A 23,805-nucleotide genomic window follows, 5' to 3' on the forward strand; every position below is an offset into this window, starting at 1 on the left:
TTGCTGTGGAGCAGGTGATCAGTGCGGACCGGGTCGAGTGGGTGCCGGTGTTCACAGGCTTGTCGGTGCGTCAGTTCCGCAAGCTGGTGCGGATCGTGGCAGGTCGCGGTGGTGAGCAGACCGGCACGGGCCGCCGGTGGAGCCTGCCGCTGGCCGATCGGGTGCTGCTGATCGCGGTGTATTACCGCACCAACCTGACGGTGCGGCAGGTCGCGTTGCTGTTCGGAGTGTCGAAGTCGGCCGCGCATCGGGTGGTGGACCACCTGGCCCCACTGCTGGCGCTGGCCCCGGTCACCCGGCGGTACGGCCCGGACACGGTGCTGATCGTGGACGGCACGCTGGTGCCGACCCACGATCGGAAGGTAACCGCGCCCAGTAAGAACTACCGGTACTCGGTGAACATGCAGGTGGTCATCGACGCCAACACCCGCCTGGTCGTGGCGGTGGGCCGGCCGGTGCCGGGCAACCACAATGACTGCACCGCTTACCGTGACTCGGGCGTCGAGCGTTCCTGTCGCGGCGCGAGCGTGATGGCCGATGGCGGCTACTTCGGAAACCGGCAGGTCATCATGCCCTACCGGCGTCCGCGCGACGGCGGCGAACTGCTCGCCTGGCAGGTCGAGCTCAACACCATCCACAAGAAGGTCCGAGCACGCGTCGAGCACGCGTTCGCGCACATGAAGTGGTGGAACATCCTGCGCAACTGCCGCCGCAAACGCGACGGCGTCCACCACGCCACCCGCGGCATCGCCCTCATGCGCAACCTGGCCATGACCGGCTGAGCCAGTCCCGGGCCGGTGGTGACCGACGGCGCTCATGACGAGCACATCCTGATCATTACGGGACAGCCTTAAGGCCACGGGGCTTGGCCTTTGAAGAGGAATGAAATCTCTCCTCGGCCCACTAACAGATGACCGGTCCCATCATCGGTTTGCCATACCTGGGCCGCCAGATGGCTCTGGAACGCGCTGCTAGCGCCCAACCCATCCGGTGGATGGGGGTTGGTGATCTGTCTCAACCCGTCATTGTGGTGTGGGGCTTGATCGCTCTGTCGGCTGCCACGTCCTTGAGAGCAGCACGGCCGTCGTTGCGAGGAGGACGTTGATTCCGACTACGACGGCGGCGCTGGCGGGGCCATCTAGTTCGACGAGGCGGCCGGAAAGCGCGAGTGCGATCGGGGCCATGAAGTAGGCGGGGACGATGCTCCAGGCGTTCACGCGAGCCAGGGTCTCGATCGGCAGGATCTTCTGGAGCTCGGTGATCCAGAGGGTGAGGTAGACCGCCTTGGCGACGCCTGACATGAGCATTCCCAGTGCAACGACCGTCCACGGGGCACCGCTGCCGACGAGCATCATCGGCAGGGCGGTCAAGCTCAGCAAGCTGACCGCAACGAAGATCGGACGATGTGGCTTCCAGCGAAGGGCTAGGGCCGCCCCGGCAAGTGCGCCCAGCGCTTCGGCGGCTGCGACGAGGCCCCACTCACTCGCCCCATGTCCGTGCTGGGACATGTAGAGCGGTCCGATGATCTCGATGAACGTCGCAGTGGCCATGATGACCGTGGTGAACTGCACCGTCATCATCCACATCCAACGGTGCGCGGCGAAGTACGCCCAGCCCGCGCCGAGGTCGGCGATCGGCCGGGGTTTCCCCGCAACGCGGCGTGGCGCGTCCAGTCGTAGGAGCAGCACCAAGCCGAGGGCAGACAGCCCTCCCTTGAGGCCTGCCGCGAAGGCGGGGCCGAGGGAGCCGACCACGATGCCAGCCGACGCGAGGCCGATCAGCAGGCCTGTGGCTTCGGTCTGACCGACTAGAGCGTTGCCTGCTTGCCGTCGGTCCGGGGGAAGGAGATCGGCTGTGACACCGCGTACGGCGGGCAGGAAGAGGAAGTACGCCGTGCCAGACATCAACGCGAGCACGCACAGGCCCGGCACAGAGGAGTGCCCGGTCAGCAGGCATGCGCCGATGGCGAGCCATGTGACGCTCGCGAGGAGTTCTGCGGCGGCCAGGACGTGATGCCGTTTGAAGCGGTCTCCGAGGACGCCGCCCGCCAGGATCAGGACGGCCGGTAGTCCTTTACAGGCGACCACGAGCGAGATCGCGCTGGGGCTGTAGCCGAGGTCTTTCATGCCCCAGACGAGCGCGACCTGCCCGAAGCCGACTCCAGCGGACGAGAGAAGTCGTGCCGCGAACAGCGGGGATACAGCAGGGTTAGCGGCCAGGCGCAGTGCCGTCATTGTCCGTTGCCACGGAGATGAGCGACGAGGAAGGCGGCGGCTTCGGAGTACGCCCGTATCTCGTTCGCCTGGATGACGAACCCGTGTCCTTCATCGGGGAAAACCTCGTAGCGGACCTCGACACCGCGGGCGCGCAGCCGGTCGACCAGGCCGTCCGATTCCGCGCGCGGAACGCGAGGATCACGGGCGCCTTGAAGCACCAGGAGCGGTGCGTTGATCGCGTCGGCATGCGTGATGGGAGACCTGCTGAGCAGGAGCTCTGCGTCGGCTTCGGGGTTGCCGAGAACAGTGTCGACGTAAGTCCGCCAGGTGGGTGGCGCTTCTTCGGCGAGGGTGATGAGGTTGCTCGGGCCGCAGACCGACACGCCGGCTGCCCAGGGATAGGGCAGGCGCGCCAGGCAGGACAGCGCGGCGAACCCACCGTAGGAGCCGCCGAAGACCGCGATGCGGTCGGGGACGATTTCGGGTCGGGTGCCGAGGTAGCGAACGGCATGATCCAAGTCGTCTAGATCAACGCCTCCCCAGTCACGGTAGATGAGCTTCTGGTACGCGCTTCCGTAGCCCGTCGAGCCCGCGATGTTGGGTGCGAACACGGCTATGTCTTGGTCGAGCAGGTATTGGTAGAGGGCTGCGTACCGTGGACGTTCCTGTCCCTCGGGACCGCCGTGGATCGACAGCAGCACCGGGTGGGGGCCGGGGGTTCGTGGCCGGTAGAGGAAGCCGGGTACTGTCCGGCCGTCAGCCGTGGGATAGGCGACCAGCTCGGGTCCGATCGGTTCGATCACGTGCAGGGCCGGCGGGCGGGCGTCGGTCAGGTAGCGGAGGCTGCCATCGTTCAGATCGAGGAGCCCGATCTCCTCGGGGCGGGCAGGGGTGTCCAGAAGTACGGCGGCATGCTGCCCGTCGTCCGCCAACGCCAGGGTCGAGATGACGCCGCTGGGGACGTCCAGCCGTGTGGGGGTTCGGTCGTCCCGTCGCGTGTAGAGGACTGAGCTCCCCGCTTCGTTAACGACCCAGGCCAGCGTTCCGTTGGCCGCGTCCAGAAGTTCGACGTTCCAGTCCTGCTGCACGACTGGGCTCAGGGTCTCGTCCGCGAGGTTGTAGAAGGCTGCGGCGGTGAAACCCCATAGATCGGTTAGCAGGTAGAAGCCCGATGAATCTTGGGCCCAGACCTGCGGCTCGAAGAGGGCCGGACCGTGCGTCTCGGTGACGCATTGCGGCTTGGTTTCAGGCTCAGCGAGGTCGATCAGATAGATCGCGATCTCGGTATTGGACCGAAAGCCCGAGGCCAGCAGCCACCGGGCGTCCGGGGAGATCCCTGCCGCAGCGAACGCCACACCGGCCGGCGGCTCGATGCGCTGTTCGTCGCTGGTCGTCAAGTCATGGATCAGCAGGTCTTGAACGGTGCGATCGCGATCGTTGGCCGCGTAGAGCAGGTAGCGCCCGGTCGGGTCGAAGGGATCCGTCGCCAGCACGCGCTGGCAGTCCGGACCCTCGATGATCTGGGTCGGCTCGCTTCCGTCGAGCTTCACGCGGAAGATCCCGTACTGCTCGTCGCCCTCGTGGTCGGCGGTGAACAACACGCTGGCGCCGTCGGGGGACCAGGAGACCTGCCTGACGATCCGTCCCGGTAGTTGGGCGAGCTTGCGAGGCGTACCGCCGGACGAGGCCACCACCCACAGAGCCGACCGGCCGCCGGCGTTACTCGAATAGGCCAGGAGATCCGAGCCGGGTGAGAACGCCAGGTCGTGTTGGAAACGCTGACGGGGAACGAAGTCCTCGTACGGGGGCATGGTGTCGCGGAACCCTTTCACGTGGCTACTTGATCCAGCCGCGCCGGACGGCGGCGGCTCCAGCGGCGAAGCGCGAGGGAGCACCGAGCTCCTCGCGGATGGCGGTGATCCGTCGGCGAACGGTTGTGGCGCTGATCTTCAGCCGGCGCGCGATGCCTTCGTCTTCAATCCCCTGCGCAAGGAGCTCGAGGATCGCGCGCAGCTCGTCCGTCAGCGGACTGTCGGGTTGAACCGCTCCGACAGGCGTCGCGCGCTCCCACAGCAGCTCGAAGTATTCGCGCAGCGCCGCCACGATTACCGGCGAGCGCACCAGGGCCGCCCCCGTCATCCCGGTCGGGCCCAGCGGAAGCATCGCCACGCTCCCGTCGGCGAGCTTCATCTTCATCCCGACGCTCGCGAGCAGGCGCGCCTCTTCGCCCAGCTCAGCAGCATTCTCGATGTTCTTGGCTGCGACCGGATGTTCGGCGCACCGGCTCTCGTAGATGGTGCGACGGCGTACGCCGTGCCGGAGAGCCGGCGGCGGAGCGACGATGGTCGTCTCGTCGATCGGACGATCGCCGAGATAGTTCTCCAAGGTCAGCCAGTCATGCCTGGCGGCGTTGACCAGCACACCGGACAACCGAGTGATCTCTTCAGGCTCGGTGACGACCTGGATGAGTCCACTCGCTGAGCCGTTTCCGCCTGCGACAGGAGCTGGACATGCCTCGGCGAGGCGTCGGTGTCCGGCCAGGAAGCGCTCATGCTCCTGCGCCAGGCGCTGGTTCATCTCGGTCAGCACGCCTTGGAGGGCCAGATCGGGTGGGGCCGGAATCAGTCTGGGTTCGTCCCCGGGGTCCGGACGTCTATAGGCCATGCCCCGCTCGATGAGAGCGGCGACAACGTCGGTCCCGCCAAGGACCTCGGTCGCCTCGCTCGACGGGCATCCCCTTATCTCCACCAAGGATCGATACGCGCTGTACACCTCGTCAGGGACGATCCCCTCCAGGAGTCGCGCTTCAGGATCAGTTCCAGAGTCCGTCACGTCACTCCACTACAGAAAGCAATGGATTGCTACACAGAGTAACTCTACTGCCAAAGCAGTGACGACTCATGGCCAGTGACTAGAACTCGTCGCCCCCGCTCTGCGGTGTGTCTTGGACGCCAGAACCCTGTCTCACCTGGCCTTCTACAAGCCACTACCGACGGCGCCAACTGAACCGTCGGGGTCAGTTCTTGTCTTGGGCAGTTTGGACAGCGTCTCTGACCTGGGGATTCAGGTTCCATGGAGACCAGCGAACGAGCGAGGACCAGGAGCCACAGTGACCGACAGCCCTCAAGGACCCGCCGCAACGAGCCACCTTCCCGCCGCCTCTAGCCCAGACCTTGCCTACCGCTCACGCACTCCAGAACCGACCAGCGAACTCGACAAGACCGACCATCCGATGCATCAGGCCGCCTCCCAGACTTGCCCGACGCCAACCAGAGCGCGGCTTCTTCGCGACATCGCGCGGCCAGTGCACAGCGGGATCGTAGGGCCGTACGCGAACGATTGGCTGCGGGCAGCCTTCGTCGAAGCGCTCGTCAGCGACGAACGTCTGCCCGATGTCGTCACCACGCGACATGACTTGGACCTCATGCTCTGTGGCCGGGCTGACCAACTCGCCCTAGTCGAACTTGAAGATCGCCTTCATGTGTTCGGGGCATTGGAGGAGGCGATCGAGCATCTCGAAACCATGGCCGACCGCATTCGTTCAGGCCAAGGCGCACCTACAGCCATATGGTTCGCCACACCGGGGCAGGACTCCGACGTCGTCTATCAGACGATAGAGTATTGGGCCGGCCTCGATTTGATCGCTCTCCTGCGTGGACCCTGGCCTCACGGCCCCAGCCACTATCCTCAACCGGCTCATCGACCGATCAGCCGCTCGCAGGCGTTCACCGCGCAACCCGTGAACGACTCGATCGTGCTCCTCAGGGAGATCGGCTAGCCACACGGCAATCAGCTGCCGTGACGCGGGGGCGCGGACGCCGCGACCGACATCAGACGTTGCGCTTGCCCGTTGCAGGGGGAATCTGATCACCCTTCCGGAGTGAGTGCGGATCAGCGGCGTCCCTCTCAAACGCGCTACTTGCTCTCGTGGAGATCGTCGACCATGGGGTCGGAAAGCCGGTCATAGCGAGATCGCTGGGGTCGCGGACACCGGGCTTGGTCATCCAGCAGGCGGAGGGGAGATGGCCGATCCGGCGAAGGCACTGGCCTGCTTCGCCACAGGCCTGCGCCTGGACGTCGCGGTGCTGACTGCGATGGAGCGGGGCAATGGCGTCCACGAGAACGATGAGGGCTTTGGTCAACGTCTCAACCGTCCCGGCCACGGCGGATTCAACGCGGCCAGCCAGCAAGAGAAGTCGCGCGGCCGTTCGTAACCCGTTTCCGGCTGGGGTGGGTTGTGGGATCCGTCCGTAGGGAGCCCGGGCAGCGCGATCGTAGGCGTCAGCGGCTCGGCGCAGATGCGGATTGCCTGTCGCCCTGGCGGCCGAGCGCAAGATGTCAGCTGCTGCCCAGCAGGCGTCCCGAGCGGCGTGCGGGTCAATGACCGTGCAGCGGCGAATCTGAGCCGTGGCGTAAGCGGCGGCGCGGGCCGCGTCATCGTAGATCGCCCGGCGTTCCTCGCTGCTAAGGACGGCGTGGTCGCACCGGTCGTGCGCACCGCCGTTCCATCTGCGTTGCAAGCGTGGCCAGGTGAGATCCTCGGCAAGACGTCCTCCGGTGAGCCAGAGAGGTTTCCCGTCACTGCCGAGCAGGTCAGGCAGGCTGACTGCGTAGCCGGTGACCTGGCCCGGCTCCACGGTGCTGAGCCGCTGACGGATCAGCAGCCCGGCCCGGTGAAGGCTGTCGAAGAATTCATCGGGGGTGCGCGCCTGATCCGCCGCTTGGCGGACGGTGGTCCGCAGGACGGCCCGCGCGGACCGTTCAGACAGGTGCCGTCCGGATACCGGCTGGTAGTCCGCGGATGGCGGCCCGGCCGGACCAGAGTGCGGACCGGGCCGGGTCCAGCGAGCCCGCAGCTTGGGCAGGGTGAGGTCTGCGGCCAGCTTTCCTCCGCCGTACCAGACCGGCTGACCGGCCGCGGTCCGGTCGTCGGGGAGCGCGACCGCGTAGCCGGTCACCTGGTCCGGCTGACGCTGGCTGACCCGGCGGCGGACCAGCAGGCCTTCGGCCTGCAGGAGCGCGAAGAACTCACCTTCGGTCCGAGCTCCAGCCGCGGCGGTCTGCACGGACCGACGCAGGACTGTACGGGGCGGCTCGGTCCGGCCGTTGCGGATCGCCTTCTCCGTCTCGCCACGGCTGGTCCGCCGGGCGGCCGTCCGGTCCGCTGGCGCGGTCCGGCGCAGTCCTAAGCGGTCCTCGGCGGCACGGCAGGCTTCCCGTACGCGGTAACCGTCGTTCCATACCTCGGGCCGTACCCCGTCGGTCCGGGCCAGGGTCGCAACGATGTGAATGTGATCGTCCGCGTGCCGGACCGCGATCCAGCGGACCGAGTCATCGTCTCCAGGTGGCGCAAGGCCCGTGCGCGCCATGATGTCGGCGGCGATCTGGGCCCATTGCTGGTCAGTAAGGATCGGGTCTTCGGGCGCGGCACGAACGGGCAGATGCCATACGGGCTTGCGGTAGCTGTGTTCCCCCAAGGCCGCGAGCGGCTGAGTCAGCAGGCCATCCAACTGCCGGAAATCAAGGCCGCCACCAGTCCGGATGGTCGGCTCCAGTTCGGCCGGGCTCCGAAACCCCGCGACGATCCGCGGGTTGTGATGCTCCTCGTCCCTGCCTGGCCCGTACAGGTACCGGATCAGGCCCTGCACGCGCTGTCCACGCAGCACCTTCCCGATCATCACTGGCCGCCGTCAGCCGCACGGGCACGATCAGACGGCGGCCGGCGACGGGTGGTCACGGGAGCCTGATCCGGAGTTCATCAGCGAGGTCATCGAGCTTGCCGACGGTACGCGCGCAGGCTTGCGCGTACCAACGAAGCTGCTCGGGCAGTTCCCCCGAATGCAGGGCCGCCACCGCCTGATTGAGATTGATCCCGATGCGGCGGACCTGACCGGCGGAATGCATCACCGCCGTCAGCGACTCACGCAACAGCGCGTACTCCGGTCGCGCGGCTCCACGCGCCGCCGCCATAGCTACCTGCGCGGCGAACGCACCGTTAGCCAGATGCTCCTTCTCGGCCGCCGCAGACAAGACGCCATACTCCTCCTCCGACAACCGGAGCCTCACCACACGAGAGCGCCGCGGGTTAACGTGCGAGCGGCGGTTCCGTCGCCGCGAGATCCCTGATGGCCCCGGCGGACCCTCCCAATCACTCAAGCTATGATCCCCCTTGTTGGATCGCGCCCGATCCCACCCCAACTTGTGGGGACCGCGCACGGTCCCCACAACCGAAAAGGGGCACCTTTTCCATTTCTTGCTCCGCGAGGGCAAGCGTTCGTGGAGCCCCTCGGCGTTGTCTCAGGCAGCGCAGTGCGGCGGCAGCTAGGGCGCCCTGCGGATCAACCTTGAGGCGAATCCTGTACGACTGGCAGGGGCTTCCGGTTGGCCTTTCCCGTCGGTCTGGAGCGCGTCACCGACCCCCATAGGGAAGTCGGCACCAGCCGTGCGACGCGCTGACGCATCGGACTCAGCTTCGCCAGGCGGCGATTGCGCGGCGGCTCGGGAGCTAACAGCCGAGGCGCCCCTAGAGCTCGCCGAGGGAACAGGCTTGACGGCCCCGATCAGGTCGTGCGCATCCCCCAATGCGGCGATCATCCCCTCCGCACCGGCGGCAGCATCGGTAAGCGCTCCCTGAGCCGTCCACACCGTCGCGCTGGGATCGAGCCCGTGGACGTCGCTGAGCCGCCTGCCGTTGAGCTCGTCAACCAGGAAATCATTGAGCTGATCGAAGGACCGAACCAGCTCGCGTGTTGTCTCGATCAGGCGGCCAACAACCGCCCGAGCAGTAGTCGGCTGGGTCACGCCGAGCGGGCTGGAAAGCGCATCGCTGAGCGCGGCTGCCTGATCGGACAGGCCCCTCGCAAGCTGCTCGGTGTTCTCGTCGCTGTAGTCCGTTGGGACGTTTCCGTCGTCTGCCATCGCGCCGCCCCCGGATCACTGCGTTCGGGAAGGTCCACCAGACACCCGTGGCGAGACAGAACCCGGCGGCGCCGGCCCGGTGGGGTCGTGGAGAACGTCAGTAACCGGCTGAGGAAACTCGGCATCGACGGCACCAGCCGGTCGTACTGCGTGAATGGCATTGATCTCGCCCTGTGCCTCAGCGAGGGTTTGGGACAGTCGCTCGGCTTGCCAACCCGCCTCGGTCAGCAGGGACTGGGCACTGCGCACACTCGACTCAGGTGGCAGACCCCGATCATGGCCCAGCCGCCCGGCCTCCATTTGGCGTCCGAGGAAGTCCTCCAGCTGCTCGGTCAGCTGGTCAAGCCCGTGTGCGGCCCCGGCCAGTGCACCGAGAACGGTGTAGACCGTGCCTGGCAGCGTCAGACCGGGTGCGCCCATCGTCGCGTGGTTGAGATCCCGAACGCGGTCGCGGACTTCCTGGGCGAGCTGTCCGGTCTCGTCATCGCTGCGGGCGTGCCGTGCGTCGCTGCTCTCCATGCCGACTCCCAGGGTGGGGCGAATGTGTGGTCATTCAGGTCTCCCTTCCAGTCGACTCATCGTTGCCCGGTCTACAACTGGGCCACGATGACAATACTTGAAGCTGTTTGCGCTCTATTCTGCCACCTCACCACCAGCGTCGCCAGGTCCAGCGCCGCATCGGTCAAGCAGGCGCTACGAACACACCGCTAGCCCTGGCAGAGCCCGACACCAAATCGAAGAAGACACGAGGAATCGGCACGAAGCAACACCGCGAACCACCTGTCGATCTAGGGCGGCAGTGGGCGGAACGGACTCTCAATCTGCGGGTTCGGGGTTCAAGTCCCTGACGGCGCACCCACCCTGACCTGGGTATTCTCAACTATTCGAGGATGCCCAGTTCGTCATTTCGCACCGCTTTCCGACACATGGGTGCTCCACGGGTGCTCGCCATTACAAGATCAGCACGGCCGACACCGCACGGGCGAGGAGCGTGACGTCCGATGCCAGAGCTGACGGATTGCCGGTCAGGCGGATCAGGTCTGTGCGGTGGTGAGGCTCAACCTCTACGAGGGCTGGTGATGTCCGAACCGCCGCTCTCGCTCGGGAGCCAGAGGTCGTGCCCCAGACGCTTGAGACGCTCCCGCCTGGCCGTGTAATCGGGCAAGGTGCGCTCCACTCGCCGCCAGAAGCGCTCGCTGTGATCGGGCACCTGGAGATGGGCCAGCTCATGGACCAGCACATAATCAATCAGGTCCGGCGGTAGCTGCATGGTCGCCCAGTGGATGTTGAGATGACCCCGCAGCGAGCACGACCCCCAGCGGAACCCCAGCGGAAGCACCCTGACCTCGCCGCAGGCCGTGTCCATCCGTTCGGCCCACGGGCGGAGGCGGTCGGGGAGCCAATCGGTTCCGCGCCGGGTGTACCAGCCGATCAGCGCCCTGACCGGGTCGTCGAGGCAGTGCCGCCCTAGTTCCAGCCGACCACGCAGCAACCGGACGTCAGCGGGCCCCTCGGGCACGATCAGCAAACGATGGCTACGCCCCAGATATGGGAAGCCCTCGCCGGAGACGTACTGGCGCTCGGGCCTTGCCTCGCCCAGCGCCTGGCGCTCGGCGAGCTTGCCGTACAGCCAGCGCCGCCGGCTCCTGACGAGCTTCACCAGCTCGGCCCGGCCGGTCCCCGGCGGCACGGTCGCGGTGACGGCAGCGTCGCGTTCCACGGTCAGCCGGACATGCCGCCGCCGCTCGCTGACCTGCACTCGTACGTCGAGATCGTCGATTCGGACGACCTCGACGGCTGCCGAACCGTCCACCAGCACAGCCTGCCATCCGGCACCGACACTCTCCGCGTCGCCTCGCTGGACCGCACGGTCAGGGATGGGGAATGTCCACACGCCAGTGTCCGATCACTTCCACGAGCTGATCGGACAACGACTCGACCTTCCCGATGTGAACGTCCTTGGTGATGAGCCACTGAGCGACCTGCGAACGGAACATCTGCTGATCGACCGGCTTCCGCCAGAAGTCACGGCGATGGGTCGCCTGCACGGCGAGCTGGAACACCCCGCCGACGACATCGCACAGCCATGTGTCGGTCGCGGGATCGACCACCCCGTCCTGCGCCGTCTCTTCGAGCAGCACGCCATAGAGCGCGCGTTCAACCGGCGTGAGCGGATCGTCCTCGTCCGGCTGGTCGGCCCGGAGCTCGGCCACCAGCTCCGCGAGGAGCAGGGCCTGCTGTTCCCAGTTCTCGGCGTACGCACGGAGGATCTCTTCAAGCCGCTCGCTGAGCTGCTTGTAGAGCCGCGGGTCCCGGCCCCGGTTGATCTCGATGTGATCCCGTACGGCGTGCTCCATCTCCGAGGCGCGGGTCCTGGCGTCGGGAAGCGCCGCCACCTTCTCCTCGAAGTCGTCGGCGGTCAGCGAGATCGGCGGCAGCTTCTGGTCGATGCCGAGCGACAGCAGGTGCTCGTCGATGAGCTCGCGGACCTTCGCGCCGTACGCGCTGGGGTCGAAGTCGCCCCCATCGACCCGGAACCTGCGCTTGGCGCGCATAGCGATCTCGGCGTAGAGCGTGGCGTCGGAGAGATACGGCCGGACGATCGGCTCGGGAAGAATCACGTCGATCGTCGTGAGGAACCGCTTCAGCTCGGCCTCGAACCGGTCGAACCGGGCGCCATCCTCCAGCAGCAGCACACAGGGCTCGAGGGTGTGCCCGGACGGGGTGACCCCATGCTCGGTGAACACCGCCCGCAGCCGGCGGCGCATCGGGTCCAGCTTGGCGACCTCCTCACGCAGGTCGTTCAGGACTCCGTGGACGTCTTCGGCGGCGTAGGCCTTGAGCGCGTCGGCAAGGTGGTTGGCGACGCCGTAGTAGTCGACGACATAGCCGCACTTCTTGTCCTTGGCCGTACGGTTGACGCGGGCGACGGCCTGCAGCAGCTCGGCCTGCTTCAGCGAACGGTCGACGTACAGCACCTGCTCGATCGGCGCGTCGAAGCCGGTCAGCAGCATCGACTTGACGATGAGGAACCCGACCGGCTGGTCGTCGGTGGCGACCTCATCGGGGAAAGGCTTCTTGAAGTCCTCGATCCGGCGATCCTGGCCTCGCTGCTCCGTCCATTCGGTGAAGAGGTCTTCATCCTCGTCGGTGCCCGGCGAGATGACGGGCACGAAGTCCATGGCCCGGAGCAGGCCGAGATTGCGATGGGCCTGGACCTGCACGGCCTGACGCGTAGTCAGCTCGTCCAGGGGGGTGTCGAGGAGGCGCTGTGGAATGGACTCGGCCTGGCGCACCAATTCCTTGCGCGCCTTGATCAACGCGTTGCGGTAGCGCACGGTCGCCTTCCTGCTGTGCGCGACCAGCTGGGCCTTGAACCCGCCAGGTAGGACGGTGGTGACGTAATGGCGGAGCATGTGCCGCGCCTTGGCATTGATCAGCTCGTCGGCATCGAGCACATCACCCTTGGTCGCGAAGCGACGTTGCAGGGCCTCGCGCTCCTCCTCGGACTGCTCGACGAACATGTCCTCGAAGACCTCGTCGAGGTCACGTCCATCGCGCACCGCGCCCTTGACCGTGTTGCCCTCGTAGAAGATCCGTACGACCGCGCCGTCGGCCTCCGCGTCGGCCAGCAGGTACCTGTCGATGACCGGACCGAAGATCTGGGTCGTCTTCTTGCGCTGGCCCATGATGATCGGGGTGCCGGTGAAACCGATCCGGGCACAGTTGGGCAAGGCCTCGAGCAGGTTCATGTGCAGGCGGGAGCCGTGCGACCGGTGCGCCTCGTCGATCAGCACCACTACCGACTCGTCGGCGTTGAGCTCGCCGAGCGAGGGCGCCGCCTCGGTCAAGTCGCCGACCATGACCCGGGCCCCAGAGTCCTGCTGCTTCTGGATCATGACGGCCACGATCCCAGGGGCGTGGAGCGCCAGCAGCTGCTTGGCTTTCCTGACGTTCTTGGCCACATCGACCTGCTCACCGGTCAGCTCCAGCGTCTCGGCGAGCTGCCTTTGCAGCTGGTTCCGGTCGGTGACGAGGACGACCTTGGTCCCGGCCAGCTCCGGGATGGAACGCATGCGCCGGACGAGGAACGTCATGGTGAGGCTCTTGCCGGACCCCTGGGTGTGCCAGATGATCCCGCCGCGCCGGTCCCGCTCGCCGTCCTCCGGCTTGCTCTCCCCGTCCAACAGGCGCTCGAGGGTCTTCTCCACCGCACGGTACTGCTGGTAGCGCGGCGCGGCCTTGATCCGCAGCCCGTCGTCCAGCGTCATGAAGGTGACGTAGTCGTGCACGATCCGCAACAGCCGCTCGGGCTGCAGCACCACCCCGGCGAGCCGGTTCTGCTCAGTGACCGACCGTTCATCGCAGCCGAGCGTCTCGGCGAGGGTCGCGTCCGTCAAGGGATACGGGTCGCGCCAGGACATGTAGTGCTCGGCCTCGCCAGTGAACGTGCCGAGCTTCGCTGTTTCCCCGCACGTCGCGACAGTTAGCTGAACGGTGTGGAAGAGCTTGCTGTTGCCCGCCCGCACTCGCTTGCGCTTCTGCTCTGAATAACCACGAAGCTGGTCCACGGCCTTAGTGATGGCGTCGCCCCGGCTGGGCTTCTTGCACTCCACGACGACCAGCGGGATGCCGTTGACCAGCAGCACCTCGTCGGGGGTGATGTACTTCTCCCCCCGCGTACCCGGGACGTCCACCCGGAACTGCGACACGACGACGAAGTCGTTGCGCTGCCAGTGCGCCCAGTCGATGAAGTGGACCCGCTGGTCCCGGCCCCCGTCCCAGCCCGACAGCCCCGCCACGGTGACGCCGGTGACGAGCAGGTCGGACGCCTTCTCGTTGGCCTCCAGCAGGCCGGCCGCCCCGATCCGGGTCAGCTCCGCCACCGCCTGGGAGATCCGCTGATCGTCCAGCCACGGCTTGCCGTCCGGCCCAAGGTTGACCGCCCGCACCGCCGCCCGCAGCCGCGAGAGAAGCAGCACCTCACTGAACGACTCGCGCCCAGAGGCGGCCGGATCCTCCGGCTTGAAGCCTCCCTCAGGCTCACCTGCCAGGTGCTCCCAGCCCATGCCCTCCAGCTGGCGCAGCAGCGGCGCCTCAACCTGTACGTATTCGGGCCCCGACACGACCGATCCTCACATGACGTCCACACGAGATCACAGCAGTCTCATCATTCCCTGCCGGGATCGTCGCACGCCACGTCAATTAGCAACCGGCCGGACATCTCGCCACTACAGGCCAAGCTCCCCGCGCTTCACCCACGCCAGCAACCCAGCGAACGCCTCACGCCGAAGTCCCAGACGCCCACCATCGGGATCCCTGGAGTCCCGGGAGTCGTTCTTTGATAGCGCAACCGCCCCGATCTGCGCGAATCGCATGGTTTCCAACCCACTTCACGCTAACCCGCGACCACCGAAAGTGAGGGTGAGTTCACAAAATCCCAGGGCGGCCCGACATGAACGACCACGACCTGACCCCGCCGGCCCCCGGTTCCCCCGAGGTCCGCCTATCCCTGCTCGCCGAGCCGTCCTCAGCGGTCCTGGCTCGCGAACTGGTCGCTACACCCTCACCGCCTGGGGCTTCGACCGCGAACACATCGACGACTCCATGCTTGTGATGAGCGAGATAGTCACCAACGCAGTGACAGCGGCCCGAGGCCAGCAGATACGCCTCCGCTGCGCCATCTACCATCAGGCCCCGCTCCTAGAGTGCTGGGACCCATCCCCCGCACGCCCAGTCCAGCGTGACGCCCCCGAAACCGCCGAATCCGGCCGAGGCCTCACCATCATCACGGCCTACGCCAAGGACTCCGGCACCCGCCCGGCCGCCACAGGCGAGGGGAAGGTCATCTGGGCCCTCATGCCCACCTGACCTCAGACCCGCACCCGCCCACTCAGCAAGTCCTCCATCAGTCCCTGCTTGAGAGCCCGGAGGTTCCGCAGTTCCGCTTGCTGCTTCTCAAAAGACTCGCGATAGGCCACATCGAGCCCGCAGACACGCCCAAGATTGACTAGATCCGAGAAAGGAACGACAAGATTTCGAATTGAAGACTGGCCAATATTCTTCATACTTGCACTTGTTCCAGTGGCTGCAATCTGAATCTGAGTGCGCAACTCATGCATTTCAAGAACGAGATTTACAAATGCTACTGAAGCCTTCTTTTTGTCCACAATCAACCGAAGGGTCTTGTCGCACAGCATCAGGTTCGATGGGGTGTCTTCAATGACGCAACTAAGCCCGACCAGATCGGCAGTATTCGCGCGGGTCATAATTAGGTCGCCAACACGAACACACAGTGCTTCATGATGCATTTTTCCATCAGGGGCTACTTTATTTTCCGCCGACCGAAATCCATCGCGACCCACAGCGCTAACTTTTAGCACACCCCACTCACCATGCCCAGCGGGGCGGTCTTCCAGGTCCGGACTGTGGCCCGCTTCTATGCGAGAGAGCAGCGTACCTAGCCGGACCGCAGACCATTCCCCCCTCGATATCCCCTCAATCTCTCGGAATCGCGACGTCTCAACGGAGGCGATGAGTTCCAGCCCATCGCCCATCGCATACCGGAGTGCCGCGATCCTTAGAGATCTCTGCTTGACAAGGTCGAGGCCTATCGCCGAAATCTGCGAGTCGATCGCATCGAGGATCTCCGCGATCCGCCGCTGCTCCGCGAGCGGCGGCAGAGGCAACTGATGCCTTCCGTACTCAAGGGCGTTAATATTTGGCTGAGCACCCTGCCTAAAAGTGTTGTTGACCCAGCGCCAGTAGCCCTCAGATTGAGTCCAATATTTCACATATTGCGGCAATGCAACAGATTCGTCGATGGCAAAACGAATGACATATCCGGCATGGGCACATGGTCCGTCTACGTTGTCATACAAGTAGGTCTTCCCTACGGTGGCGCCCGAGCGGGCAAAGCAGAGATCTCCCTCATTGAGCATATGCGGCTTGGCCTCACCCCAGTGAATGGACGCCAGCGTGCCAGCGTTGAGCCCACCTTGAGGACCAATATCAGTAATTCGCACATAGCGAGGGAGGGCTGGATCATAGGCAATTGCCGCTGCACCACTCCCATATTGCCCGGGCCCCAGAGAGATCTCGTCCACGGTCGCGAGCTTCCATCCAGTTGGGAGGTCACGCATAGCCGAGCTCCTGGAGCATCTCGTTCACCCGGTTGGCGGCGGCAGCGCGTTGGGCTTCGAGTTCCGGCAACGTGACCGCGTACTTGGTGGCCCAAGTGGTGTATCGGTCGATCAGGGCGCGGCGGCCGGTGGACAAGCGGGTGTCGAGGCGGCGTTGGAGGTCTGCCTTGAGGATGCGCATGACCAGGTCGGGTTCGGTCTCAGCCTCGTGGATCTGACGGACGCCAACGGCGAGCCTGTCGACGAAGGTCTTCTCCAGCTTGCGGACGTTGGCCTTGGCGGCGGTGAGCTGGGCGCGGAGCCGCTTCAGTTCGAGCGGATCGATCTCCTCGGCGTCTTCTGCATCCTCATCGGGGGTGGCGGTGGCAGCCTTGACCTTGGCATCGAGTTCGACGCGAAGGTTCTCGGCCTCCTCTAGCTCGTTCAGGTAATCCGCGAGGACGTACGGGACCAGCGGGTGCTCCCGGGACTTGCGCTTGTCGGCGGCGCGGCGTTGGGCATTGAGGGCGGCGGCGGGGCCGTCGTCGTCAAAAGCGTTCTCGATGCTGGTCAGCCAGCCTTGAACGACGCCGCTGAACTGGTGGTAAGCCAGCGAACGGATGTCGTACTGGACGCCGCCCCACCAGGAGGCGATGGCACCGGCGAGCTGGAAGCGGTCTAGGACACCGAGAGGCTCGAGTTCGGCAACGAAGGAGTTGAGGAGCTCGGCGCGGGTGTCCATCACCCCGCGGGTCTCGGGTAGCTCGCGAAGGCGCTTGCCGTGACTGTCCCACCACTCGTCGAACGTCTCGCGAAGGCGGTCCTCGGCAGGAACGGCAAGGGCGGGGATGCGGTCGGCGGCCGACTGCCAGCCCTCGGCGGGGAAGTTGTAGTAGTCGGCGTCCCGCTCATCGAACAGCGCGTGCACGTCCACGCCGTATGCCCGGAACGCCGCCTCGTGAGCGGCGACCTCGGACTTGGGGACGCCGCCGTGAAGGTGCGCCCGTACGTCCTGGGGCTCGGGCGGCGGAGTGTTGTCGACGTAGCGGCGAATGTTGAGGTTGAAGTCGTTGTTGGCGAGCTCGTCCAGCGAGACGACCCGGGCGAAGCCTGGGATGTCCAGGGATGGATCAGCCAGGAACGATCGGTACGCGGCGACGATCTTCTCGGCGTGTTCGGGGTGCAGGTAGTTCTGGGCCCGGCCGGAGGTGAACTCGCGGTCGGCGTTGATAAACAGCACCTTGGCCTGGTGCGAGGCGGGGCGTGCTGCCGTGCCGCGCAAGATCAGAATGCAGGCCGGGATGCCGGTGCCGTAGAACAGGTTCGGGGCGAGGCCGATGACCGCCTCAAGGCGATCGGCCTTGATGACCTCTTCGCGGATCGTGCGTTCCGCACCGCCGCGGAAGAGCACGCCGTGCGGCATGACCGTGGCGCCGATGCCATCTGGGCGCAACACGGCCAGTACATGCTGGGCGAACATCCAGTCGGCCTTCTTGCCGGTTTCCGGCGCCCAGCCGTACTCGAATCTGTCCTGATGCTGCATCCCGCCCTTCTCGTAGTTCTGTGAGAAGGGCGGATTGGTGAGCACCCGGTCGAAGGTCATCAGCCGACCGGCGTCCTCGTGCTTCGGATTGGCGAGGGTGTCCTCGTTCTCCAAGTCGGCGTTGACGATGCCGTGAAGGATCATGTTCATCTTGGAGATCGCCCAGGTGCCGCCGTTGGCCTCCTGGCCGAACAGGGACAGGTCGCTGGCGTCCTCACCGTTCTCCGCGACGTACTCCTTAGCCATGATCAGCATGCCGCCGGAGCCGGAACAGGGGTCGTACACCCGCATGTGCTCGTGCGGGTCGACCAGCCGCGCCATCATCCGCACGACACCACGCGGCGTGTAGAACTCGCCGCCCTTCTTGCCGGCCGAGTCGGCGAACTCGCCGATGAGGTACTCGTACGCCGCGCCCAGCAGGTCGGGGAACTCGAAGTCGTCGTTGCGCAGCCGGTGGTAGGTGAAGTGCTTGATCAGGTTCTGCAGGCTCTTGTCCGACAGTGCGGTTCTGCCGACCTTGCGGTTGAAGTCGATATGGCCGACCACGCCTTGCAAGGCCGTGTCGTTCGCCTCTTCGACTGCCCCCAGCGCCTTGTTGAGCAGATCCGCGACGCCCTTTCCACCCGACTCGTGCACCAGATACTTCCAGCGGGCCTTCACCGGGACGAAGAAGTCGCCGCCGCTGTAGAAGACCGGGTTCTCGGCGAGCTCCTCGGCCTGCGCCTTGGTACGGCCCGCAGCCATCTGCTCGGCGACCACCCGTTCCCGGATGGCGTCGAACTGGTCAGAACACCGCTTCAGGAACAGCATCCCGAAGATGTATTCCTTGAACTCGGAGGCGTCCATCTTGCCGCGCAAGATGTCGGCCGCTCCGAAGAGATGCGCTTCCAGCTGCGGCAACGTCAGCTTCGCCACGGGACGGCGCCCCCAGTCGTCGTTCGGATGCGATTTCCGCATCACGTTATCGGGTCCGCCGCCGGTGAGCGGAGTCCTACCATGAGAACCCTGTCCGGTCACCGGGAGGAGCGCTCGTGCCGCAGCTGGCGATCGCCAAGGAGTTCCTCGCCGAGTACGCCAAGCTCGAGAAGCCGGTCCAGCGCGCGGTCCAGGAGGCTATCGGGAAGTTCGCGGAGCACACCCACGCGGGTCTGCATCTGGAGAAGCTGCGCCGCGCCGAGGACTCGCGCATCCGGACGATCCGGATCGACCGATTCTGGCGCGGCGTCGTCCTCGCGCCCGAGTCCGGCGAAGCTGGGGGCGTCTACTGCCTCCTGCGGGTGCTCCCGCACGACGAGGCGATCGCGTACGCCACGAGCAGGCTGTTCACCGTCAACCAGGTGCTCGGAGTGCTGGAGATCCGCGACGCGGCACAGCTGGAGAGTATGAAGGGCACCCTCCAGCTGGCCGCCGATAGCACGCCGGCCCGGCTGTTCGATCACGTGAAGGATTCCGAGTTCCGGTCGCTCGGGGTGGACGATCAGGTGCTGCCGATCGTCCGGCTGCTGACGCGCGAGGCGCACCTGGACGCGCTGCAGCACATGCTGCCCGCGTTGCAGTACGACGTGCTCGTGGCCCTGGCCTCGGGCATGTCGGCCGAGGCCACCTGGGCCGAGCTCAGCAAGAACCTGGTGGACGCCGCCAAGCCGGAGACGGTCGAGCCCACCGACCTGTCGGCCGCGATCGAGCGCACTCCCGATCAGATCGCGTTCGTCGACGGCCCAGACGAGCTGGCGAAGATGCTGCGGCCGCCGTTCGCGCTGTGGCGGATCTTCCTGCATCCGACGCAGCGCAGGATCGCCTACCACGAGCCGTACGGGGGCGCGGTGATGGTCACCGGGGGCGCGGGCACCGGCAAGACCGTGACGGCTCTGCACCGGGCCGCGCACCTGGCGCGGCAGTACGACGATGGCGCGCCGATCCTGATGACCACGTTCAGCCGTCCGCTCTCGGCCGAGCTCGGCCGACAGCTCGACCAGTTGATCGAGGATCGGGGGGCGCGCGACCGGATCGAGGTGCTCACGACCGACCAGCTGGCCACCGGGGTGCTGCGCGAACGGCTCGGCCATCAGCCCCAGGTGATCGAGCGTGCGGATCTCATCGGGCTGGCGAACGCCCGGCGACCGGACGGCTACTCCGGGGAGTTCCTGGTCGACGAGTGGGAGCATGTACTGCTGGCCCAGGACATCACCGACCTTGAGTCCTACCTGGCCGCGCGGCGCCGCGGCCGAGGCGCGGCGTTGCACCCATCGAAGAAGCCCGCTGTCTGGACGGCCATCGAGGAACTGCGCACCCGGCTCTCGTCTCTGAACCAGCGGTCCTTTCTGCAGGTCGCCGATGAGGCGGCCAAGATTCTGCATGCCGACGGGCGCTTCCTGTACCGCCACATCATCATCGACGAGGCCCAGGACCTGCATCCCGCGCAGTGGCGCCTGCTGCGGGCCGCCGCCCCGGTGGGCAAGGACGACCTCTTCCTCGTCGCCGATCCGCACCAGCGCATCTGGCAGCACCGCGTTTCCATGAGCAAGATCGGCGTGGATATCGTCGGGCGGACCCAGCGGCTGACGGTCAGCTACCGCACCACCCAGGAGATCCTCACCTGGGCCGTGCGCGTGCTGGGCTTGGCGCCCGCCGAAGAGCTGGACGGCTGGCCCGACAGCCTGGACGGCTACGAGTCGCCGATGCACGGAAGGCGGCCGATCGTCCGGCGGTTCCCGGGCTGGACCCAGGAATGCGACGCCGCGGCGGCCCAGGTCAGGGCCTGGCTGGCCGATGGCGTCGAGCCGGGCGCGATCGCCGTGACGGCTCGCGTCAACCGGAAGGCCGGCGACGTGGCCGACCGGCTCCATGCCGCGGGCATCGAGACCGAGAGCCCCGCCGCCTCCGGCAACCGGGTCCGCGTGGGGTCGATGCACAGCCTCAAGGGCCTGGAGTTCCAGTGTGTCGCCGTTGTCGGGGTGCACGAGGGCCTCGTGCCCCACCCCCGCGCTCTGGTCGCCGAGGAGATCGACAAACCAGCCCACCTGGAGAGCATGCAACGGGAGCGGTGCGTGCTCTACGTCGCATGCACCCGTGCACGCGACCGACTGTATGTGTCGTATTCCGGAACGCCCAGCCCGTTCCTGCCACGCTGACCACGAGGAGCATCCCCCATGCGCCCCCAACGCGTCGCCGTACGCAACGTTCGCGGTGCCTTGGACCTCCGGCTGCACCTGCGCGAGTTCAGTGCGCTGATCGGCCCGAACAACGCCGGCAAGTCCACCGTGCTGGACGCCGTACGCCTGTTCTACGGGTCGCTGGAATGGGAGGCCGCCCGGGATCTGCCCTGGCAGATGCCCGAGGGTGAGGAATCCTGGGTCGAGATCGACTATGAGGTCAGCCCCACCGAGGCAGAGCAGATCTTCCAGGAGCCGGCCGAGGGCGGATCCGTACGCATCCGCCGGTGGCTGGCAGGAGGAGCGGAGCACAAAGACGGGGCCTACTACCTGATCCCGGCCGACGGCGGCGATCCGCAGCCAACCGGCTGGGACACCGCTGCCAGGCTCGGGCAGTGCGTCTACGTTCCGACGCTCGCCCAGATGAGCGACCACACCTCGCTGTCGGACCCATCGCCACTGCGTGACGTGCTCCTGCTGGCCTTCTCCGAGAGATACACCGACGGCCTGCTGATGGGCGTACGCAGAACACTCGGCGCGCTCGGTGAGGCGTTGGCGGAGGGGCCGATCACCGCGCTGGAGAGCGACCTCGACGAGGCGCTGTCGCCGTGGGGCCTGTCGGTCAAGGTGGACGTCGGTGAGCTGTCCAACGAGCTCATCATGCGTAATCTCATCGAGTTGCAGCTCCGGCAGGACGGCACCCAGCGACAGGTGGAGACGCAGGGTTCCGGCGTGCAGCGCGCCCTGGTGGCCGCCCTCATTCAGGCGGCGGCCAAGCTGCGATCTGTGGCCAAGGAGAACGCGTTCCGCTGGATCCTTTTCGAGGAGCCCGAGGCCTTCCTGCATCCCGCCCAGGTCACCCGCCTCTCCCAGGATCTGCGTGAGCTCATCGCGTCCGGCAACACGGCTGTGACGATCACGACGCACGACCCGACGATGCTGTCGGCGGTGGAGACCTCGCCGGAGGCGATCGCGCGAGTGCAGCGGCGGCTGCACCGGGTGGAGGCCGTCTCACCGACGCCCGACGAGGTTCGCACCGCGCTGAGCACCATTCACACCCGGTCGGCGTACGCGATGGGCTCCAGGTCCTGCTTCAAGACGGTGAGGCAGACCGCGGCGGACGAGGAGCGGCAGCGGGTCTTGTACGACATGGACGCGCGGCGCGCTGCAGCCTTCTTCGCCGATCGGGTGCTCGTCGTGGAGGGCCCCAGTGATGTGCTGTTCTTCGAATGGCTGAGCAGGCGCGGCCTCATGAGCAGGCTCGGCCCGAACGTCGGGATACTGGACTCGTTCGGGAAGTTCGAGCTGCACCGGGTGTCGACCACGTTGTCACTGTTCGGTATTCCGCATGTGGTCCTCTGGGATCAGGACTCGGCGATGCCGACCAGCGACAGCAACAAACTGAAGACAAGGATCTGCCAGGACGAGGCCGCACTGATCGCCCTGTCAGCGGCCTCTCACGACGCAGGGTCGGCGTTCTCGGGGGCGGTTCGCCTCACCGGCACCATTGAGCACTGGCTGGGCATCAACGAGGAGCATGACGGGCCTTGGAAGGCGGCCAACATCGGCGCCTCGCTGACGCAGGCCTACGCCGACCCCGCCTCGCCGATGCCCGGAAGAGTCGGCAGGCTGCTCAGCCTGTTGACGGACCTGTTCGACGGCGTCGATCCGGGACCGCACCGGACGCTGCCGGAGTTCCAAGGTGCACTGATCGAACGGCAACTGCCCCAGCCAATCCTTGACCTGGCCGTCGAGGTCACTACGTTCCCACGAGCGAGATGCGGCTGTCCGACTCCTTAACCGAGCCGGCCGCCGTTCAGTGCGAGCCTCCAGGTTGCTCGATGGCGTGCGGCCAGCTGCACGCCAAACACTTCGGCGAATACCTGGCACCAAGCAGGACTGGGTCGCCCCCGCCCTCCTGGCCCGCGACGCCGAAGGCTGCAGCTTCGAGAAGGTCGATGAGCACGGCGCAGTCGGTTACCTCACCGTCCCGTGGGCAATCGGCGGCATCTCTTCCCTGCGCAGCATCGATGGCCAGCATCGGGTACTCGGTGTCGCCATCGAGAAGCAACGCATCACCGATGCCATCGCCGCGATCGACCGCGACATGGCACGCAAGGTCAGCCCGGAGAAGGTAGCCAAGCTCCGCTACCAGCCGGCTGGTACTCCCACATCCGCCCGCGGAACCTCGCCCGCGATGGGCACCGATGCCAGTGGCTGGCAGGGGCCAGCATTTGTGAAAGGCACGCGACCGAAGCCGACCCCCATCACGCCGCCCACCTCGGCGGCACCAATGAGGACGACAACCTGTGATCGCTGTGTACGCCGCACCACCTGACCAAGACAGCGCACGAGGCCGACGGGGGTTGCTGTGCCCTCCTTCGAGCCAAGCGATACCGGTCCGGTGAACTTCACCCTGGTTTGAGTCACTCGGAGAGCTCGGGCTAACCGAGGGTCACTCATAACTCTCTAGACTTAACTGGTTTCAGCAAACTAGCCGGGTTCTAAACAATACCTTCAAACCAATCAACCCAAGGTTGATGAAGTCTAGTTACACGAAACTTGAGTCTCTCACTTACTTCCTTAGCTTCTGAGTTAGCCAGAACTCTTAAACCTGGATAACTTTGGGAGCTGGCAAGTTACGCGAAACCGAGATAGTATTTTAAGGCCCAGGAACGATCTGACAACACAAGCAGGAAGCCTCCACGCCCGCGTCTTGGCGGATGGGACGCGAAGGCTCCCCGTTGCGGCCCGGTGGTTCGCCTACCCCACTAGGGGAGACGCCCCGGGCCGCCATCCTGGAACCACCGGATCAGCTCAAGCAGCAGCCTCGCCATACCAGCGAGGAGCAGCCC

The 23,805-nt window shown here is 66.1% G+C and carries 17 protein-coding genes; 6 read left to right on the forward strand and 11 right to left on the reverse strand.

The genetic code is table 11. The features are described 5' to 3' along the window. Positions 1-5: 5 nt before the first annotated feature. Entirely contained in the window at positions 6-782 is a 777-nt protein-coding gene (locus J4573_RS08315) for a transposase (protein ID WP_208254693.1), read from the forward strand. 240 nt (positions 783-1,022) lie between these two features. Here J4573_RS08315 and J4573_RS08320 read toward each other — a convergent pair whose 3' ends face one another. The 3 genes from J4573_RS08320 to J4573_RS08330 are packed head-to-tail and all read right to left on the reverse strand — an operon-like array spanning position 1,023 to position 4,805. After that, positions 1,023-2,234, reverse strand: a complete 1,212-nt coding sequence (locus J4573_RS08320; RefSeq protein ID WP_208254694.1) for an MFS transporter — start codon at positions 2,232-2,234, stop codon at positions 1,023-1,025. Continuing rightward, entirely contained in the window at positions 2,231-4,027 is a 1,797-nt protein-coding gene (locus J4573_RS08325) for a S9 family peptidase (RefSeq protein WP_208254695.1), read from the reverse strand. The genes J4573_RS08320 and J4573_RS08325 overlap by 4 nt, the downstream gene beginning before the upstream one ends. Positions 4,028-4,052: 25 nt before the next feature. After that, positions 4,053-4,805: a LuxR C-terminal-related transcriptional regulator gene (locus tag J4573_RS08330; protein WP_208254696.1), complete on the reverse strand. Its 753-nt coding sequence runs from the start codon at positions 4,803-4,805 to the stop codon at positions 4,053-4,055. A gap of 520 nt (positions 4,806-5,325) precedes the next feature. On the opposite strand from J4573_RS08330, the gene J4573_RS08335 reads away from it, so the two are divergent. Then, the gene (locus tag J4573_RS08335) at positions 5,326-5,994 is read left to right on the forward strand and encodes a hypothetical protein (RefSeq protein WP_208254697.1); all 669 of its coding nucleotides are present in this window, start codon (positions 5,326-5,328) and stop codon (positions 5,992-5,994) included. A 52-nt stretch (positions 5,995-6,046) separates the two neighbouring features. On the opposite strand, the gene J4573_RS08340 is transcribed toward J4573_RS08335, so the two are convergent. From J4573_RS08340 to J4573_RS08365, 6 genes are all read right to left on the reverse strand, one after another. After that, positions 6,047-7,894: a relaxase/mobilization nuclease domain-containing protein gene (locus tag J4573_RS08340; RefSeq protein WP_208254698.1), complete on the reverse strand. Its 1,848-nt coding sequence runs from the start codon at positions 7,892-7,894 to the stop codon at positions 6,047-6,049. A 55-nt stretch (positions 7,895-7,949) separates the two neighbouring features. After that, a complete protein-coding gene (locus tag J4573_RS08345) occupies positions 7,950-8,270 on the reverse strand; it encodes a hypothetical protein (RefSeq protein WP_208254699.1) in 321 nt (106 codons plus the stop codon). Between the two features lie 267 nt (positions 8,271-8,537). Continuing rightward, on the reverse strand, positions 8,538-9,134 hold the full coding sequence (locus J4573_RS08350; RefSeq protein ID WP_208254700.1) for a hypothetical protein: 597 nt from the start codon (positions 9,132-9,134) through the stop codon (positions 8,538-8,540). Between the two features lie 15 nt (positions 9,135-9,149). Further along, a complete protein-coding gene (locus J4573_RS08355) occupies positions 9,150-9,653 on the reverse strand; it encodes a hypothetical protein (RefSeq protein ID WP_208254701.1) in 504 nt (167 codons plus the stop codon). Positions 9,654-10,191: 538 nt separating this feature from the next. Further along, on the reverse strand, positions 10,192-10,947 hold the full coding sequence (locus J4573_RS08360) for a M48 family metallopeptidase (RefSeq protein WP_208254702.1): 756 nt from the start codon (positions 10,945-10,947) through the stop codon (positions 10,192-10,194). A gap of 58 nt (positions 10,948-11,005) precedes the next feature. Next, a complete protein-coding gene (locus J4573_RS08365) occupies positions 11,006-14,260 on the reverse strand; it encodes a type I restriction endonuclease subunit R (protein ID WP_208254703.1) in 3,255 nt (1,084 codons plus the stop codon). Positions 14,261-14,510: 250 nt separating this feature from the next. Between J4573_RS08365 and J4573_RS56635 the strand changes: the two genes are divergently transcribed. Continuing rightward, positions 14,511-15,005 carry an ATP-binding protein gene (locus J4573_RS56635; protein ID WP_372442818.1) on the forward strand — a complete coding sequence of 165 codons (495 nt, stop codon included), beginning with the start codon at positions 14,511-14,513 and terminating at the stop codon, positions 15,003-15,005. A gap of 2 nt (positions 15,006-15,007) precedes the next feature. Here J4573_RS56635 and J4573_RS08380 read toward each other — a convergent pair whose 3' ends face one another. Together J4573_RS08380 and J4573_RS08385 are read right to left on the reverse strand one after the other, a co-directional pair. After that, positions 15,008-16,240, reverse strand: a complete 1,233-nt coding sequence (locus tag J4573_RS08380) for a restriction endonuclease subunit S (RefSeq protein WP_208254706.1) — start codon at positions 16,238-16,240, stop codon at positions 15,008-15,010. Positions 16,241-16,268: 28 nt separating this feature from the next. Beyond that, positions 16,269-18,755 (reverse strand): type I restriction-modification system subunit M, encoded by a 2,487-nt coding sequence (locus J4573_RS08385; protein WP_208254707.1) that lies wholly within the window; start codon positions 18,753-18,755, stop codon positions 16,269-16,271. 74 nt (positions 18,756-18,829) lie between these two features. On the opposite strand from J4573_RS08385, the gene J4573_RS08390 reads away from it, so the two are divergent. From J4573_RS08390 to J4573_RS08400, 3 genes are read left to right on the forward strand one after another with little or no spacing between them, the layout of a single operon-like run. Continuing rightward, on the forward strand, positions 18,830-20,929 hold the full coding sequence (locus J4573_RS08390) for a UvrD-helicase domain-containing protein (protein WP_208254708.1): 2,100 nt from the start codon (positions 18,830-18,832) through the stop codon (positions 20,927-20,929). 18 nt (positions 20,930-20,947) lie between these two features. Beyond that, positions 20,948-22,750, forward strand: coding sequence for an ATP-dependent nuclease (locus tag J4573_RS08395; RefSeq protein WP_208254709.1), 1,803 nt, complete (start codon positions 20,948-20,950; stop codon positions 22,748-22,750). 34 nt (positions 22,751-22,784) lie between these two features. After that, complete coding sequence (locus tag J4573_RS08400) at positions 22,785-23,288, forward strand: ParB N-terminal domain-containing protein (protein WP_208254710.1); 504 nt, start codon at positions 22,785-22,787, stop codon at positions 23,286-23,288. Positions 23,289-23,805 lie beyond the last annotated feature (517 nt).

This window comes from Actinomadura barringtoniae, assembly GCF_017573505.1.
In the GTDB taxonomy this organism is placed as follows: Bacteria; Actinomycetota; Actinomycetes; order Streptosporangiales; family Streptosporangiaceae; genus Spirillospora; species Spirillospora barringtoniae.

Bases quoted from the DNA above. Each gene is read 5' to 3' on its own strand.
- J4573_RS08320 (WP_208254694.1), bottom strand. From the start codon at position 2,234: ATGACGGCACTGCGCCTGGCCGCTAACCCTGCTGTATCCCCGCTGTTC.
- J4573_RS08325 (WP_208254695.1), bottom strand. From the start codon at position 4,027: ATGCCCCCGTACGAGGACTTCGTTCCCCGTCAGCGTTTCCAACACGAC.
- J4573_RS08340 (WP_208254698.1), bottom strand. From the start codon at position 7,894: ATGATCGGGAAGGTGCTGCGTGGACAGCGCGTGCAGGGCCTGATCCGG.
- J4573_RS08350 (WP_208254700.1), bottom strand. From the start codon at position 9,134: ATGGCAGACGACGGAAACGTCCCAACGGACTACAGCGACGAGAACACC.
- J4573_RS08355 (WP_208254701.1), bottom strand. From the start codon at position 9,653: ATGGAGAGCAGCGACGCACGGCACGCCCGCAGCGATGACGAGACCGGA.
- J4573_RS56635 (WP_372442818.1), top strand. From the start codon at position 14,511: ATGGTTTCCAACCCACTTCACGCTAACCCGCGACCACCGAAAGTGAGG.
- J4573_RS08385 (WP_208254707.1), bottom strand. From the start codon at position 18,755: ATGCGGAAATCGCATCCGAACGACGACTGGGGGCGCCGTCCCGTGGCG.
- J4573_RS08395 (WP_208254709.1), top strand. From the start codon at position 20,948: ATGCGCCCCCAACGCGTCGCCGTACGCAACGTTCGCGGTGCCTTGGAC.